Genomic DNA, 17,081 nt, shown 5'->3' with positions numbered 1-17,081 from the left:
ATGAAAAAAATAATTATAGGAATATTAACTATTAGTTATTTGTTAGTTTCATTTATATATTTACAAGTATATTCTACTAAGGAATTAGAAGCAGTATATACAAGTAATGTAAAAAGTATAAGAATAGATGAATTTGAAAATAGCATAGATAATGAAAATCTATTAAATGAAATAGATAAACTAAGTAAAGATATAGGGATAAATATTTATAAGGTAGTATATAATCAGTTAACGGACTCAGAGGATATGATAATAACTGTATACACTGCTTTAGCAGATGAAAATAAATTAAAAGATAAATTTCATATTAAATATAATGGCTCAATTGAAAATTTAATTTTAAATGAAGGATATTTATCATCAGAAAATAAAGAAATTGGAGTTTTTAATAGAAATTTAATTATAAGAATAAAGGGGTTAAATGAAGCTGTAAATGAAAATGTTATTGGAGAATATTTAGTTCAAACAGATGATATAAATGAATTTGAAAATATAAAAGTAGAATTTACAGATAGACTAAAATGTAAATTATATGATGGAGATGGAGGGAGTATAACTAATGGAGGGAGTATATTAAATACTATAGAAATAAAGTATTTAATATTAGTTTTAATATTACTAATATCAGTTGTACTAGCTTTTATATATTATATAATCTTCAGATATAAAGAGTTTGCTATAAAAAAGATGTTAGGACATTCAGATAGTAAAATAATATTCAAGGACTTATTTAAAGAAGTATTAATAATGCATTGTGGAACCTTAATGCTTTCAATTTTAATAGTAGGGTTATATTTATATTGTTATAACAACTTAAATTACGTATTAGATTATTTTAAAATTTTAATTATTGTATTAATAATGTTTTCAGTGATTTTAATATTTATAGAAATGGTAGTGTCATTAAATATAGATAATATAAAAATAAAAGATATGTTAAATAATAAAAAGCCAATGGTACTTATTCAAAGTTTAAATTATATTAGTAAGTTATCATTTTCTATTGTGTTAGTAGCAATAATAATGAATTTACTAAGTAGTTATAATAGTTTAATATATCAAAACAAAAATTTAGAAAAATGGAAAACTACAAATAATTATGTATATGTTAATATGAGTGATAAATATAGGGATACAGAACAAATAATATGGAATTATAATCAAGGTTTAAGGTGTAGGGAGTTTTTTAAATACTATAATAATAAGGGTGGACTTCTTATATCTCCTTCAGACTATATTTTATACAATAGGTTTTATGAAGAGGAAAGATTAGAAAATAGAAAAGAATATGATCCTATTGATGGAAATGCGCTAGAAGTAAATGCAGAATACTTAAGGCAAAATCCAATATATGATGTAAATGGTAACGAAATTTCTATAGAAGATGAGTATGGGGATTATTTAATTATATTAGTTCCAGAAAAGTATAAGGAAATTAAAGATGAATTGTTAGAAGTATATAAAGAAATATATCAGTTTAGGAGATTTATAGATGAAGATATTTATAATGAATATATGAATAATGAAGATATTGAACATCCAGAGGTAAAAATTGAAATTATATATACTAAAAATGGACAAGAATCATTTTTATACAATCCATCGTTAGAGATAGAAAATCAAAATGCTATTATAGATGCTATTCATATTGTAATAAATTCAGAAAATATTGGGGGAGATAGTTATCTAAGTTTTATAAGTGGTGGAAGTTTCTTTGCAAAAGTTGATGGAAGTGTAGAGGGAGATGCGTACTCTAAAATATCAGGTGATATAAAAAAATTAAATATGGAAAAGGATATACTTAGTGCAAATACCCTATATAGTGAGGTTGATTCATATATTTATAAATTAGAAAATACAATTAATGAATACATTATTTCAATGATAATAATTTTAATTTTAGAAATATTATTATCAATATATATGATAATAAATTATATACAAAGAAATAAGTATATTAATGCCATAAAAAAGATAAATGGATATTCATATATAAGGCGACATAATAAATTTATCTTATTAATAGTAGGAACTTGGATAGGAATTTTAATAGGAGGATATATTTTAGGAGTGTCTTCTATTTTAGAAGCATTAAAAATAATAATTTCTCTTGCAATATTAGAAATATTAATTATGTATGTAGTATTAAAGAAGATAGAGAGTAATGAGATATTAAGCGTTTTAAAAACAAAATAGAGGTTAAAGAAGAGGGATATTGAGATGATTATAGAATTAAAAAATATAAATAAAAGCTATAGTAATAAATATTTATTTAAGAACTTAGATTTCTCAATTAAAAAAGGGGAAATGGTAGCAATAACAGGGCCTAGTGGGGTAGGTAAGAGTACATTATTAAATATTATTGGGTTGATAGATAAGCCTGATTCCGGAGAAGTAGTAATATGTAGCAATAAAAATCCTTTTGATAAGGAAAAAGTAAAACTAAAATTATTTAGGGATAATATAGGTTATTTATTTCAAAATTATGCTTTAGTAGATAATTATACAGTAAGTAAAAATTTAGATATTGCTTTAGAGTATGTTAAAAATAAAAATAAGAAGAGATTAAAAGAAGAAGCTTTAGAGAAAGTAGGCTTATTAGATAAATTAAATAATAAGATATTTGAATTAAGTGGTGGAGAACAACAACGTGTTGCCTTAGCAAGATTAATGTTGAAGGAAAAGGATATTATACTAGCTGATGAACCTACAGGGTCTTTGGATGAAGATAATAGAGATATAATACTAAAGTTGTTAAAGCAGTTAAATGATGAAGGAAAGACAATTGTACTTGTAACACATGATAAAACAGTAGCTAATATGTGTAATAGAGAAATAAATATAAAAGAATTATAAAAATTACCTGCTGGGTCAATTCAATATATGGATTGACCCCGCAGGTCTATAAAATTTAAAATAAATTCTCTACAGAAAAAGAAAAGTTTTTTGTAAGCGAAGATAGTACATATAAGGTTGTATTAAGTGAAGATGGAATCATTTTACCATATATAGTAATAGGTGATACTGCTTATTATTTTGATCGTGAAGTTGCTGAAAAGAAAGCACCTAAAGAATTAGAAAAGTTAGGTGGAATAAGCGCATTTGGTGGAAATCTAGAAGGGGTTTCTGATGATAGTGATGCAGCATTTCAATTTGTTCAAAGTTTAACAGTATATGAAGATGAAAGTGATAATACGTTAGTTTATACAAAGTATGCTAAAGAAGATGGCTATCAAATTTGGAAGAACTATGATGCTATGCAAAAATAAAAATAAAATAAGTTTTTAAATAAAAGTCAAATATATTAATTACTATTTGGTAAATAATATATCTGACTTTTATTTATGAGAAAGTAATATTTTAGATGTTAATTAACAACACTATGAATAAAATTAAGTGATATAGAAAATAATTGTAAATAATAGTAAAAACTATAGGTGTTAAATGGAGGATATTGAGATAATGTCACATGTAGTTGGAAAATCAGCATACAAAAGCTTAGAAGAAAGATTAAATAGATTCCCACAGGGGGCCCCTGCATCAGAAACACTTTATAAAATATTAAAGGTACTTTTCGATGAAAAAGAAGCTGAACTAGTTGCACAACTCCCAATACAAGCATTTACTATAGAAAAAGCAGCAAAGATTTGGGGAATGAAGTCAGTAGAATCAGAAAAAATACTAAATAAATTAGCTAGCAGAGCTATTTTATTAGATATGGAGCATGAGGGTAAAAGAACATTTTTATTACCACCACCAATGGCTGGGTTCTTAGAATTTAGTATGATGAGAACTAGGGGAGATGTAGATCAACATTTATTAGCGGAGTTATATTATCAATATTTAAATGTGGAAGAGGACTTCATAAAAGACTTATTTTACAGTACAGAAACTAAATTAGGTAGAGTATATGTACAGGAAAAAGTACTTACAAATGATAATTCAGTAGAAATTTTAGATTATGAAAGGGCTTCACATATTATAAAAACAGCAAGTGATATAGGCATTAGTATGTGCTATTGCAGGCATAAGATGAAACACATGGGTAAAGCATGTGATTCACCTATGGATATATGTATGACTTTTAATGGAACAGCATCATCATTAATTAAATATGGTCATGCAAGAAAAGTTGATGTATCAGAATGCTTAGAGCTTTTAGATTTAGCATATGAAAGTAACCTAGTACAATGTGGTGAGAATGTTAGAAAGGGAGTTAATTTCATTTGTAATTGTTGTGGATGCTGTTGTGAAGCAATGCTTGCAGCTAAAAAGTTTGGAGTAATGCATCCTGTAGAAACAACTAACTTTATTGCAGAAGTAAATAAAGATACATGTGTAAACTGCGGGAAATGTGTAAAGGAATGTCCCGTTGGAGCAATTAAGAGAGTTGTTATAAATGAAGGAACACCAATGGAGAAAACAGTAGCAGAGGTTGATAAGGACTTATGCTTAGGTTGTGGGGTATGTGTAAGAAACTGTTTTAATAATAGCCTTATGCTTAAATCAAGAGAAAAGAGAGTAATAACTCCAGCAACATCAGTTCATAGAGTTGTACTTATGGCAATTGAAAAAGGACAATTACCAAATCTTATTTTTGATAATAGAGGGTTAACAAGTCATAGAGCAATGGCAGCAATATTATCATCAATATTAAAGCTTTCACCAGTAAAGAAGGCAATGGCAAGTGAACAAATGAAATCTGTATACTTAGATAAATTATTAAATACTAAGTAACTTAATATTAAAAATTAAAGATAAAAAAGTAAAACAAATGGTTGAAATGTTATAATTTGTATAGTAATATAGTGTTATTGTAATATAGAAGTTAAATTTAGCGTGCCATCAATAACTATTGAGCATTAGCTGAAAAGGATTATTATATCCTTTTCAGCTTTTTTTTGTCTTAAAATTTAAATTTTATAAATAAATCATATTATTAATGAGAAAAAAATAAAAAAATGAGTTTGTAAAACCTAATAAAACATTGTTTTATTGGTTATGCAATAGATTAATATTAACAAAGGGGGAATTTTGAGAATGAAATTAAAAGCTCAAAATTTAAAGAAACTTATGGCTAAAGTAATGACACTAGTTATGTTAGTTGCATTACTACCAAATGTGTTAGTACAAAATGTACAAGCTGTAGAAAAACAAGATGAAGGATATGAAATATATCCTATACCTCAAAGTGTAGAATACAATGACGGAACATTAAACTTAGGTAACGATGTAAATGTTGTTTTTGAAGAAGGTATTGACGATGCTACAAAAAATAGACTTATGGAAGTATTATCTATTAAGAGCATTTCATATGAAGTAACTACAGAAGTAAAAAGCGATAAAACAAACTTTTTAGTTGGATTACATAATTCAAATGGAGTTGTAGATAATTATTTTACAGAAAATAATTTAAATGATAATACTCATTTTGAGAACTTTGATTCTCATATATTATCAGTAAAAGATAATGTAGTAGCTGTTTTAGGAAAAGATACAGATGCTGCTTTTTATGGAATTACAACTTTAAAATTAATATTTAAGCAATTAGAAGGATCTGAAATCAGAAATTTAGTAATCAAAGATTTTTCTGATGGTCAATGGAGAGGATTCATTGAAGGATATTATGGTATTCCATGGAGCAATGAAAACAGAAAGAGCTTAATGGAGTTTGGTGGAGACTTTAAGATGAATGCTTATATCTTTGCACCAAAAGATGATGAATATCACAGCCTTAAGTGGAGAGAATTATATCCAGATGAAAAATTAGCTGAAATAAAAGAGTTAGTTGATGTTGGTACTGCAACAAAAAATAAATTCATATGGACAATTCACCCATTCTTAAAGGATGGAATGGACTTCTCAACAGAAGAAACATATCAAGCTGAATTAGAAAAAATTATTGCTAAGTTTGAACAATTATACAACATAGGTGTACGTCAATTTGGTGTACTTGCAGATGATGCTGAAGGTGATGAATCAAACCAAGTAAAGCTTATGGAAGATTTAGAAGAGTGGAGATTATCTAAAAAAGATGTATACAATTTAATCTTCGTTCCTAAAGTATATACAAAAGAGTCTGCTGGTGGGGATGTTAACAATGCTTACTTAAAGACTATAGGTACAATGCCAGAAACTGTTGATATCATGTGGACAGGTGACGTAATTCTTGGTTATGTAACTCAAGATACTTTCGAATTCTTTGAAGAAGCAGTTGGACGTCAAGCATTCATGTGGTTAAACTGGCCAGTTAATGATATTAATTCAAAAAGATTATTAATGGGTAAAGGTGAAATGCTAGATCCAGAAGTTAATAACTTTAAAGGTATAGTAACGAATCCAATGCAAGAAGCACAAGCTTCAAAGGTAGCACTATTTGCAATAGCTGACTATGGTTGGAACAGAGCAGATTTTGATATGGATAAGAGTTGGCAAGATTCTTTCAAATATATAGATGAAGATGCATCTGAAGAATTATATACATTTGCTAAGCACATGAGTGATCCATCTCCAAACTGGCATGGATTAGCTTTAGAAGAATCTGAAGAAATAAGACCAGTTATTGAAGAGTTTAGAAGAAAATTATTCGCTGGAGAATCTATTTTAGAATATAGTAAAGTTGTTTTAGCTGAATATCAAGAAATTTTAAATGCTACAAACAGTTTTGCACAAAAATCTAAAAATGAATTATTAAAGAACGAAATTAAAGGTTGGGTTGATTCATTAAGAGATATAGCTGAATCAACAATTGCATATGTAAATTCAGCAGTTGCTTTAGAAAAAGGTAACTATGATGAAGCAATGAAGTATTATGTACAAGGTGAAGAAGAATATACTGCTTCAAGAACTCATAGAGTTCCTGCAATAAATGATGGACAAACTAGACCAGAACCAGGTACAAAAGAATTAATACCATTTGCAAAAGATTTATCAAGAATAATTAGTGAAAAAGTTAACCAAACAATAAATCCAGATACAAATATATTAACACTTTTACCATATACAAATATGGGACCAAGCTTATATTGGGGACATATTCAAAATATAGTAGATGGAGATAATGCTAGATTATCTTGTATGTGGGTACGTGGAGCTGCTAAAGAGGGAGATTTTGTTGCTGTAGAATTAAATCAACCAACAGAAATTAATAACATAATCTTTGAACATGGTGAGCCAGGAGCTGGAGATGGATTTAACTATGTTAAATTCCAATACTCTATGGATGGTCAAAATTGGACTGATTTAAATGGTGAAGCATATGGTCCAAACCTTCAAAAGATAGTTATAGACAATTTAAATGTAACAGCTAAATATGTAAGAGCTATTCCAACTGGTGAAATTTTAAATAACTGGATATCAGTTCGTGAATTCTCAATAAACAAAGATGATGCAGATCATATAATAAGAAATGTTTACACAAATGTTGAAGCATTAGCAGAAAATAAAGTTGATATTTTACCATCTAATGCAACACTTACAGATTTAAATGATATTACATTAGCTGAAGGACAATATGTAGGTATTAAATTAAATAAGATTAGAGAATTAACAAATATTACTTCAGAGATTACAAATAGTGATAAGTTAACATTAGAAACTTCTATTAATGGTGTTGAATGGACAGCTGTAGAAGATACAACAAAAACTGTTGCAGCAAGATATGCTCGTTTAATAAACAATGGAAAAGATGCAGTTAAATTTAATGTTACAAATTTAGCATTAGAATATTCAAACAATGATGTTACATTTGATATTAGACCAGCTGCAGAAGCTAAATTTGAGCCAACTAAATTAATAGATGGTAAGTTAGGTACAGCATTTAAACCACAAGTAAATGCTCCAAAAACAGGAAGTCTTGTATACAAAGTTTCTGAAAATACAGATATAACTCAATTTACAGTAATACAAAATCCATCAACTACTTCAGATGCAGTTGTTTCTGTAAGAAATGAAAGTGGATGGAATGAAGTTGGTACTTTATCTAAAGCCATAAATACATTTGATACATCTAACTTAAATAATGTATTTGAAATAAAGATTGCATGGGATGGGGTTGCTCCAACTATTCATGAAATAGGAACTTCAACAAAGAAAGAAGTTTCTGAAGTTAATAAAGAAGAATTAAATTCTTTAATTACTAAAGCAGAAGCTCTTAAGGCTGATAGCTATACAGAAGAAACATGGGCATCATTACAAGAAGTATTAGCAAATGCTAAGAAAGTAATGGCAAATGCAGAAGCTACTCAAGAAGAAGTAGATGAAGCTGTAGCAGCTTTAACAAAAGCAATAGATTCTTTAGTTGAGAATCCAACAAATCCAGGTGAAGATAATAAACCAGGTGAAAATAATAAACCAGGTGAAGACAATAAACCAGGTGAAAATAATAAACCAGGAGAAAATGTTAAACCAGTACCTCCAACAAATAACGGAAATAATAAGCCAGGTAAATTACCTAACACAGGAGTAGAAGCAACAGCAGTAGCACTTGCAATAAGTGGAATACTTTCAACAGCTGGTGTATTAACTCTAAAAAAGAAAAACAAATAATTAAATTTTAAAAATGAGAACTACAAGTTTATTAACCTGTAGTTCTCATTTCTATTTTAACTATTCGTATTTTTCTAATTTTTTAATAACTTTATCATAAATATCATCAGCAACAGAAAAGTCCATTGCTTTAATATAATAAGCTTCTAATTCATCATGTAATACATGAGCATTATGAATCAAAGAAATACCCTTATTAACTAAATTGTAGAATAACTCAGAATTATACTTTATATCATCAAGTTTATTTGTAGATAAATTAAATTTTGTGTAATCAAGAAGATTATAGTCTATACCAGTATAATTAGCTTGATTAATTTCATTATTAGTTATAATACAAGTAGAAACTTCAGGAATAAATATATGCTCGATACGTTCAGGAACAAAAGGATCATGCATATATTCAATAAAATAACCTTTCTTTTGGCCACAACTACCTATAAATTTTAAAATATCAGTTTTACCAAATCCAGGGCCACCATTTAAAACATACTTTTTCTTAAAATCAGAGCTTAAAGAATCTGCATAAGTAATTATTCCGTCAGGAGTAATTGCAGTAGCAAATAAATGACGCTCATTACCGTAGCCTATCTTATCAGTTTTAAAAATATTATTTTTCAAGTTTTCAAGAAGATTAGAAATTTTATTAGAATCTAAAGTTTCATAATTTAAATTACTCCAATCATCATGAATACATTTAGCTGAACCTAAGAATCTATAGGCTCTTTTAAAGTTTTTACCTATTTCTTTATTTAATAAGATTATTTCTTTTTTCTTTTTAGCAAGCATATCCATGTCAAGGGCATCACCCATATTAAGTATTTCATCTACAGCACCAGGGTTAATAGGATCAACTATATGAGGAGAAGTACCATCTAATAAAGCTATGTTTAATTCCTTAACTAAAATCCCATCTAAAGAATTAGGATCAGAAGAACAATGGTGATATTCAATTGTATAGCCCTTTTGACTAAAATGAGCTCCAATTTTTTTCATTAATTGAGATTTACCTGTTCCAGGACCACCTTTTATACAAAGAATACGTTTGGCATCATCTTGTGGAAGTACATATCTATAAAATGAATAGAACCCTTTTGAAGTATTTCCACCTGGGAAAAGATGTCTTTCCTTTAATGTAGACATTAAATCACTCCTAAATAAATATAAGTTGTTCATAATATTTTATTCAATATGTACGAAAAAATGGACAAAATAAAATAAATATTTTCAATGACTTTAATGGTTAATGAATATAAAAAAAACTTTTATGCAGAATTAGTGTATAAAAAAACAATATACTAACAAAAAATATACATTCTTTATTTATAAAAAACGCAAAAAAACTAAAAATATTCATTTTAAATATAGAATTTATGCATAAATATAAAAAAAATAAAAAAATATAAAAAACTATTGCATAAATATGATTGTATGATGTATAATTATACCATAGTCAAGGAAATGTTTTACAAGTAATAATAAGGGGGGTTTAAATATGAAAAAAGGATTAATAAAAAAAGTAGTTGCATGTGCATTATTAGGAATAATGACTATGGGGTTTGTTGGATGTGGGGTAGCAGATAACAAGACTACAGATGGAAATAAAGGTGAAGGTAAAGATTTATTAAATACAATTCAAGAAAAGGGAAAAGTAGTTGTTGGAATGAGTGCAGACTATGCACCATATGAATTTCACTACATAGATGAAAATGGAAAAGACGTTATCGGAGGCTTTGATGTAGATATAGCTAACGAAATTGCAGATGCACTAGGTGTTGATTTAGTAATTCAAGAAATGGACTTTGATGCATTAGTAGCAGCATTACCTGCAGGAAAAGTTGATTTAGTAATTTCAGGTATGAACCCTACCGAAGAAAGAGCTAAAGTAGTAGATTTCTCAGAAATTTATTATAACTCAAAACATGGAATATTAGTAAGATCAGAAGATGCGGACAAGTTTAAGACATTTAAAGATTTAGAAGGGGTAAAAGTTGGTGTTCAATTAGGTTCTACTCAAGAGCAAATTGCAAAAGCTGAAATTCCAAATGTTGATTTACAACAATTAGCTAATGTTAATAATTTAATTTTAGAATTAAAAGCTGGAAAAGTTGATGCAATAGTTATGGAAAAGCCAGTTGCAGAAATGGCAGTTAAAAGTAATCCAGAATTAGCAGTTGGAGAGCCAACATACGAAGAAAAAACAGGTGGAAATGCAGTAGGTGTTGCTAAAAATAATGAACAATTATTAGCTAAAGTAAATGAAGTTATTAAAGAGTTAAATGAAACTGGAAAGATGGACGAGTATATAGTAAAGGCTAATGAATTAGCTGGAAGTGTAAAAATAGTTGGAGAAGACGAATAGTTAATTATATTGTAAAGTTTTGCTTACTAAATTGGGGCTATTTTAGTAAGAATAAACTTTAGAATAAATTATAAAATTTAGTTATAGCAGAACCTATTGAAAATCAAGAAATTAAGAATTTTGGGGCAAATTCTTAATTCTGCTAACGCTATTAATTATTTAATTAACTAAAGGCTTTTAATTTATCAAAGGTTCTGTTAAATAGTAAATTTTATATAAAAAAGAGGGGGATAAAAAATGAATTTTGATTTTAGTTTCGTGCCAGATTATATGCCTTATTATTTAGAAGGTGTTAAATATACATTATTAATTTCTTTAATTACAGTACTTTTTGGGGCATTATTTGGTTCTTTATTATTCTTTATGAAGACTTCAAACTTTCATATTTGGAAGATTAAGCCTTTAAAAATAATAGCAGTAGTTTATATTGAAATAATTAGAGGAACTCCAATGCTATTACAAATCTTAATTATGTATGCTGGTTCTAAGATGTTCTTTGGAATAGATTTAAGTCCATTTACATCAGCAATAATAGCAATTGCATTAAATTCAGCAGCATATGTATCAGAAATTGTAAGAGCAGGTATTGAAGCAGTTGATAAAGGACAAATGGAAGCTGCAAGAAGTTTAGGAATGAGAAAAAGTACAGCGATGGTTTTAATAGTAATACCTCAAGCTGTTAAAAATATATTACCAGCAATCGGGAATGAGTTTGTTGCAATAATTAAGGAATCATCAATGGCTTCAATAATAGGGGTTAATGAGCTTATGTTTGCATCAAAAGTTGTAGTAGGTTCTACATATAGAGGATTAGAGCCATATATAGTAGCAGCAGGATTCTACTTTATTATGACATTTACATTAGGTAGAATTATATCTCTTATAGAAAGGAGAATGAAAAAAAGTGATTCACGTTAATAATCTTTATAAAAGTTTTGGAAAAAATGATGTTTTAAAAGGTATAGATGAGCATATTGAAAAAGGTGAAGTTGTAGTTGTAATAGGTCCATCAGGTTCAGGAAAGAGTACATTCTTAAGATGTTTAAACCTATTAGAAGAACCAACTTCAGGGCAAATAATATTTGAAGGTAATGATATTACAGATAAAAAAGTAGATATAAATAAAATCAGAGAAAAGATGGGAATGGTGTTCCAACAATTTAATCTTTTTCCACATAAAACTGTACTACAAAATTTAACTATAGCGCCAGTTAAGGTTAAAGGACTTAGTAAAGAGCAAGCAGAAAAAAAGGCAATGGAATTACTTAAAAGAGTTGGATTAACTGATAAGGCAAAAGCTTATCCATCATCACTTTCAGGTGGACAAAAGCAAAGAATAGCAATAGCAAGAGCATTAGCTATGGAACCAGATGTTATGCTATTTGATGAACCAACTTCTGCTTTAGATCCAGAAATGGTTGGTGAAGTTTTAAGTGTTATGAAAGACCTTGCAAAAGAGGGAATGACAATGGTAGTTGTTACTCATGAAATGGGATTTGCAAGAGAGGTTGGAGATAGAATCTTATTTATGGATAATGGAAACATTGTAGAACAAGGTACTCCGGAAGAAATATTTTCAAATCCAAAAAATCCAAGAACAATAGACTTTTTATCAAAGGTATTATAATTGTGTATTTCGCCTCAGGGGAAAAATATACATACTGTGTATTTTTCCCCTGAGGCAAAATACAAAAAACTCCTAGTATCCTATGGATACTGGGAGTTTTATTTACCCCGAAGGCATTTTTTATTACAATTGATGCGTAATAAAGACCTTAACCATATAATAAACTAATAGTAGAAGTAATAGCATTGGAGGATATATGAACAAAATCTTTAGTTATGATTTTTTAAAGCTAGAGTTTAGGGATATATATGAAGATATAGAAGAGTTAAAGAAAAAGACAACTCATGATGATATAGAGGAAAGTATTAATGCTATAATTGGTGATATTATTTATTATATATATAAGAAAAATAATATATTATATGATGAGAAGCTTAACTGGGAAAAAAGATTAAGCTTACTAAAAGAAATAAATATAATACCTGCTGATATCTTAGATAAGATTAGAGTGTGGGCTGAAAAGATTAGAGTAAACTACTCTCAATGTACAGCTTCTGAAGATGAACTTTCAGAAATGAAAATATTATATGAGATTTTAGCCTGGTTTGTTACTAATTATGGAGAAGAAAACTACTCTTTAATATTAGAAGGATTATTGGATTCAGAAAAAGAGATATTTAAAAAGTATTTGCTGGAAAATAAAAATGATGTAGAAAAAAATACAGTAAAAAATATTGAAAATATAGTAGATGAGCCTCAAGTTAAAGAAGATATAGTTCGGTTGCTTCTTGAAAAAGGTGAGAATTATTATTTTGGTAGAGGTGTAAAAAAAGATAGTAAAAAAGCCTATAAATATTTTTTAGATGCAGCAAAATATAAGGATGAATATGCAGAAACTTATCTTGGATTATTTTATGATAAGGGGATAGGTATAAGTAAAAATTATGAAATTGCATATCAATGGTATTATAAAGCTGCAATAAAAGGAAATGCTTTTGCACAATATTCCTTAGGTGTATTATATTCAGAAGGAAATGGAGTTATTAAGGATAATAACAAGGCATTTATGTGGTTTCAAAAGAGTGCAGAAAATGATTACGTAGGCTCATATTATCAGTTAGGACGTGCTTATTATAATGGCTTAGGTGTAGATAAAGATGAGGAAAAAGCCTTTAAGTGGCATAAGAAAGCTGCTGAAAATAACCTTCCAGCATCACAGTATGCTTTATCATTAATGTATAAAAATGGAGAGGGATGCGAGGAAAATCTAGTAAGTGCATATTATTGGGTTGAGAGAGCAGCAGAAAATGATTATGAGGATGCTTATTATATAATAGGAAGATCATATTTAGAAGGAATATGTTTAGAGGTTAATTATAAAAAGGCATATTACTATTTAAGTAAAGGCTATTTATCTTTAGATACAAACTGTATAGAATCTCTTGCAGAAATGTATTTGAAAGGTCTTCATGTAAAAAAAGATGTATATACTGCATTAGAATTATATAATAAAGCAATTGAATTTGGTGATAGAAGTATATATTTCAAGGTTGGAAAAGTATATGAAGATGAAGGTCTAATTAATCAAGCAATTTTAATATATGGACAAGGACATGAAGAGGGAAATTTAAAGTGCACACAAAGATTAGGAATAATATATTACAATGGAGAAGGTGTTGAAAAAAATCTAGAAAAAGCAATGGAATATATGGAGATAGCAGCAGCTAAAAAAGAGCCACATGCTATGTATGTTTTAGCAGTTGCATATTATAGATTAAATAAATTTGGAGACAAAACAAGTGATATTGTTAAAGCTTTATTAAAGGAAGCATATGAGTTAGGTTCACCTTATGCAGGGGATTATTTAGCTTGTATAATGATTAATGAAATAAAAGAAGGAAAAGATGTTAATAAAAATGATCTTGTAACTTATATAAAATTTGGAGTAGAAAATGAACTAAAAGAATCAATATTTAAGTATGGATATATATATGAAAAGGGAATTGGAATAGAACAAAACTATGAAAAAGCCTATTATTACTATACTTTAGCAGCTGAAACTAAATATGTTAAGGCAATGATTAAGTTAGGAGATTGGTATAAGTTAGGTATATTTTTAAGTAGAAATATAGACTTAGCAATTAAGTGGTATGAAAAAGCAGCAAAAGAAAATGACATTGAAGGAACAGAAAAATTAATAGAGATATATGAGAAGGGAATTGGAGGCAGAAGAAGTGATATAAAAGCTATCTACTATGTATTTAAGCTTATAGATTTAGATGCATTAAAGGGAAAAGAAAAGCTTGTATATTATTGTTTTAAGGGAATAGGTGTTGAGGAAAATAAAGAAAAGGGATATGAATTAATTGATGAAATTAAAGAAATAGATGTTGGAACATCAAAATATATTAAAGGATATTTAGGGGAGCAGGGCTTAATAGATATAGATAAAGATGAGATTATAAAATCATATAGAGATGGAATAGAACTTGGTAATCTAGAGTGTTATGGACAGCTTGCAGCTTATTTATATAATAATGAATTAAATAAAAATAATAAATATAAAGAAGCATTTGAAATTTCAATGGAAGGTCAAAGCTTAGGAGTAAACAAATGTAAATATATATTCTTAAAGGAAAAGTTAAAAGAAATTCAAAGTAGTGGAATAGTTACTGTGGAAGAATTAATAATTGTTAAAAAACTTGGAAAGCTTATAAACCGTGGAGTTTATGAAGTAATTAATGATTTGATTGAGTGGTACAATACTAGAAGACCACAAGATAAAACAATTTATTATGATTTGCAAGAAAAGGCTATATATTTTAATGTTATTAAGAGTGAGGAAAGACTTCAATAAAATAAACGACGAGGTTTAATTTTTGCCTCGTCATTTATTTTGAATAGACATTAAAAAAAGTTAGTAATATAGAGTTATCTCTAAAATGAGAATAAACTATATTACTACAATTTATATTAAGTGTTAGAAGAGTGAGCATATAAATCTTTTAGTTAATGATTAATATACATATTGTATATTAATCATTAACTAGTGTTTCTCTATTTACTTTAAAAAATAAAGGGAGTTCAAAGTAAAAATAGAAACGATTCCAAAAAAGTGTGAAATTTTTTTGATTAGATTGTTTGGTATAAAATATTTTATTTATATTTTGTGGAAGTTATGTAAATAATTATAAAACAAATTCCTCCAAGATTCTATTGGAGGAATTTACAAAAATAATAGTTTATAAAGCTAAATCAACGGTAATAACACATTTGTATTCTGGAGATTTTTCTTTTATATCATTTTTAATATTAGATAATAATTTAGCAGAATTACTTTCATTAGATAAACAAGTAGGAGAAACTTCAATATCAAAAATAAGATTTTTCTTATCATGATCTCCAACAATTCTAAAATCATGGAAAGATTTAATTTCTTCATATTTACTAAGTACATCTTGTACCATGTTTCTAGCTTCAATTATTTCATCAGTATCAACACAAATAGGATCCATATGAATAACTAAATATATGTTTAACTTTTTAGAAATTTCCCTTTCGGCAGTATCAATAATATGGTGAATTTCCATAATATCAATGTTGCTAGGAATTTCAGCATGAATAGAAGCCATAATTCTACCAGGACCATAATTATGAACAATTAAATCATGAATTCCAGTTATATTTTCATAAGACATAACCATATCGGTAATATTACTAACTAGAACTGGATCTGGTGGTTCACCAAGTAATGGATTTAATGTTTCCTTGATAAGTGAGAAACCAGAATAAACGATAGCTAAAGCCACAATAATACCAATATAACCATCTATAGGTAAAGTAGTAAACTTAGATATTAAAAATGAAATTACAACTGTAGTAGAAGTAAAAACATCTCCCATAGCATCAGTTGCAGTAGCTTTTAAAGTAGAAGAATTAATCTTATTACCTATAGATTTATTAAATTTAGATAGCCAAAATTTAAAAACTATAGAAACAAGTAATAATATAAATGGCAATAATTCAAAAGTTACTGGTGTAGGGTTAATAATCTTTTGGAATGAAGTCTTAACGAATTGTAACCCAACAAGCATAACCATGAAAGATACTATCATTGCAGTTATATATTCAATACGTCCATGTCCAAAAGGATGCTCAGCATCAGCAGGTTTATTTGCCATTTTAAAACCAACAATAGTTATAATTGAAGATGCAGCATCAGATAAATTATTAAAGGCATCTGCTAATATTGAAACAGAATTAGAAAGTAAACCAACAGATAGTTTTATTATAAAAAGAATTAAGTTAGTAATTATTCCAACTACTCCGGCAAGATTAGCATATGCGCCTCTTACCTTTATGTCTGAAACATTTTCTGAATCTTTAACAAATCTTTTAACTAAAAAATTTGAAAACATAAATATCCTCCCATTTTTATTTAAATTAATATAATTACCTATATTAATAGTATGTTATTTTTTTTAGTAATTACGCTTATTACAATATGCTAATTTAATCCAGAGTAAAAGTCAAATTAATATATATATATATTCTGTTATATCAAAATGTTGTTATTATAAAATCACCAACATTTTGATATAACAG

At 27.7% G+C, this 17,081-nt stretch carries 10 protein-coding genes; 8 read left to right on the top strand and 2 right to left on the bottom strand.

Annotation, left to right across the window (positions count from 1 at the left end; translation table 11 throughout):
- From HCG76_RS04535 to HCG76_RS04520, 4 genes are all read left to right on the top strand, one after another.
- Positions 1–2,196 (top strand): DUF1430 domain-containing protein, encoded by a 2,196-nt coding sequence (locus HCG76_RS04535; RefSeq protein ID WP_221698773.1) that lies wholly within the window; start codon positions 1–3, stop codon positions 2,194–2,196.
- Positions 2,197–2,220: 24 nt separating this feature from the next.
- Positions 2,221–2,856 (top strand): putative bacteriocin export ABC transporter, encoded by a 636-nt coding sequence (locus tag HCG76_RS04530; protein ID WP_221698774.1) that lies wholly within the window; start codon positions 2,221–2,223, stop codon positions 2,854–2,856.
- Positions 2,857–3,462: 606 nt separating this feature from the next.
- Complete coding sequence (locus tag HCG76_RS04525) at positions 3,463–4,737, top strand: 4Fe-4S dicluster domain-containing protein (RefSeq protein WP_221698775.1); 1,275 nt, start codon at positions 3,463–3,465, stop codon at positions 4,735–4,737.
- A gap of 303 nt (positions 4,738–5,040) precedes the next feature.
- Complete coding sequence (locus tag HCG76_RS04520; protein WP_221698776.1) at positions 5,041–8,547, top strand: beta-N-acetylglucosaminidase domain-containing protein; 3,507 nt, start codon at positions 5,041–5,043, stop codon at positions 8,545–8,547.
- A 60-nt stretch (positions 8,548–8,607) separates the two neighbouring features.
- Here HCG76_RS04520 and HCG76_RS04515 read toward each other — a convergent pair whose 3' ends face one another.
- Positions 8,608–9,690, bottom strand: a complete 1,083-nt coding sequence (locus tag HCG76_RS04515; protein WP_204572388.1) for a PRK06851 family protein — start codon at positions 9,688–9,690, stop codon at positions 8,608–8,610.
- Between the two features lie 352 nt (positions 9,691–10,042).
- Here HCG76_RS04515 and HCG76_RS04510 point away from each other — a divergent pair, with 352 nt between their 5' ends.
- The 4 genes from HCG76_RS04510 (at position 10,043) to HCG76_RS04495 (ending at position 15,333) form a co-directional block, all read left to right on the top strand.
- Entirely contained in the window at positions 10,043–10,909 is an 867-nt protein-coding gene (locus HCG76_RS04510) for a transporter substrate-binding domain-containing protein (RefSeq protein ID WP_221698777.1), read from the top strand.
- A gap of 237 nt (positions 10,910–11,146) precedes the next feature.
- Positions 11,147–11,827, top strand: a complete 681-nt coding sequence (locus tag HCG76_RS04505) for an amino acid ABC transporter permease (protein ID WP_195986789.1) — start codon at positions 11,147–11,149, stop codon at positions 11,825–11,827.
- The gene (locus HCG76_RS04500) at positions 11,814–12,536 is read left to right on the top strand and encodes an amino acid ABC transporter ATP-binding protein (RefSeq protein ID WP_221698778.1); all 723 of its coding nucleotides are present in this window, start codon (positions 11,814–11,816) and stop codon (positions 12,534–12,536) included. The genes HCG76_RS04505 and HCG76_RS04500 overlap by 14 nt, the downstream gene beginning before the upstream one ends.
- Positions 12,537–12,732: 196 nt before the next feature.
- The gene (locus HCG76_RS04495; RefSeq protein ID WP_221698779.1) at positions 12,733–15,333 is read left to right on the top strand and encodes a hypothetical protein; all 2,601 of its coding nucleotides are present in this window, start codon (positions 12,733–12,735) and stop codon (positions 15,331–15,333) included.
- Between the two features lie 385 nt (positions 15,334–15,718).
- On the opposite strand, the gene HCG76_RS04490 is transcribed toward HCG76_RS04495, so the two are convergent.
- Positions 15,719–16,894 (bottom strand): cation diffusion facilitator family transporter, encoded by a 1,176-nt coding sequence (locus HCG76_RS04490; RefSeq protein ID WP_221698780.1) that lies wholly within the window; start codon positions 16,892–16,894, stop codon positions 15,719–15,721.
- Between the last annotated feature and the right edge of the window lie 187 nt (positions 16,895–17,081).

Source organism: Clostridium sp. K13 (assembly GCF_019734195.1).
GTDB lineage: Bacteria > Bacillota > Clostridia > Clostridiales > Clostridiaceae > Clostridium.
This window is presented reverse-complemented; position numbering and strand designations above follow the sequence as displayed.

Bases quoted from the DNA above. Each gene is read 5' to 3' on its own strand.
- HCG76_RS04515 (WP_204572388.1), bottom strand. From the start codon at position 9,690: ATGTCTACATTAAAGGAAAGACATCTTTTCCCAGGTGGAAATACTTCA.
- HCG76_RS04535 (WP_221698773.1), top strand. From the start codon at position 1: ATGAAAAAAATAATTATAGGAATATTAACTATTAGTTATTTGTTAGTT.
- HCG76_RS04530 (WP_221698774.1), top strand. From the start codon at position 2,221: ATGATTATAGAATTAAAAAATATAAATAAAAGCTATAGTAATAAATAT.
- HCG76_RS04505 (WP_195986789.1), top strand. From the start codon at position 11,147: ATGAATTTTGATTTTAGTTTCGTGCCAGATTATATGCCTTATTATTTA.
- HCG76_RS04495 (WP_221698779.1), top strand. From the start codon at position 12,733: ATGAACAAAATCTTTAGTTATGATTTTTTAAAGCTAGAGTTTAGGGAT.
- HCG76_RS04510 (WP_221698777.1), top strand. From the start codon at position 10,043: ATGAAAAAAGGATTAATAAAAAAAGTAGTTGCATGTGCATTATTAGGA.
- HCG76_RS04525 (WP_221698775.1), top strand. From the start codon at position 3,463: ATGTCACATGTAGTTGGAAAATCAGCATACAAAAGCTTAGAAGAAAGA.
- HCG76_RS04490 (WP_221698780.1), bottom strand. From the start codon at position 16,894: ATGTTTTCAAATTTTTTAGTTAAAAGATTTGTTAAAGATTCAGAAAAT.
- HCG76_RS04520 (WP_221698776.1), top strand. From the start codon at position 5,041: ATGAAATTAAAAGCTCAAAATTTAAAGAAACTTATGGCTAAAGTAATG.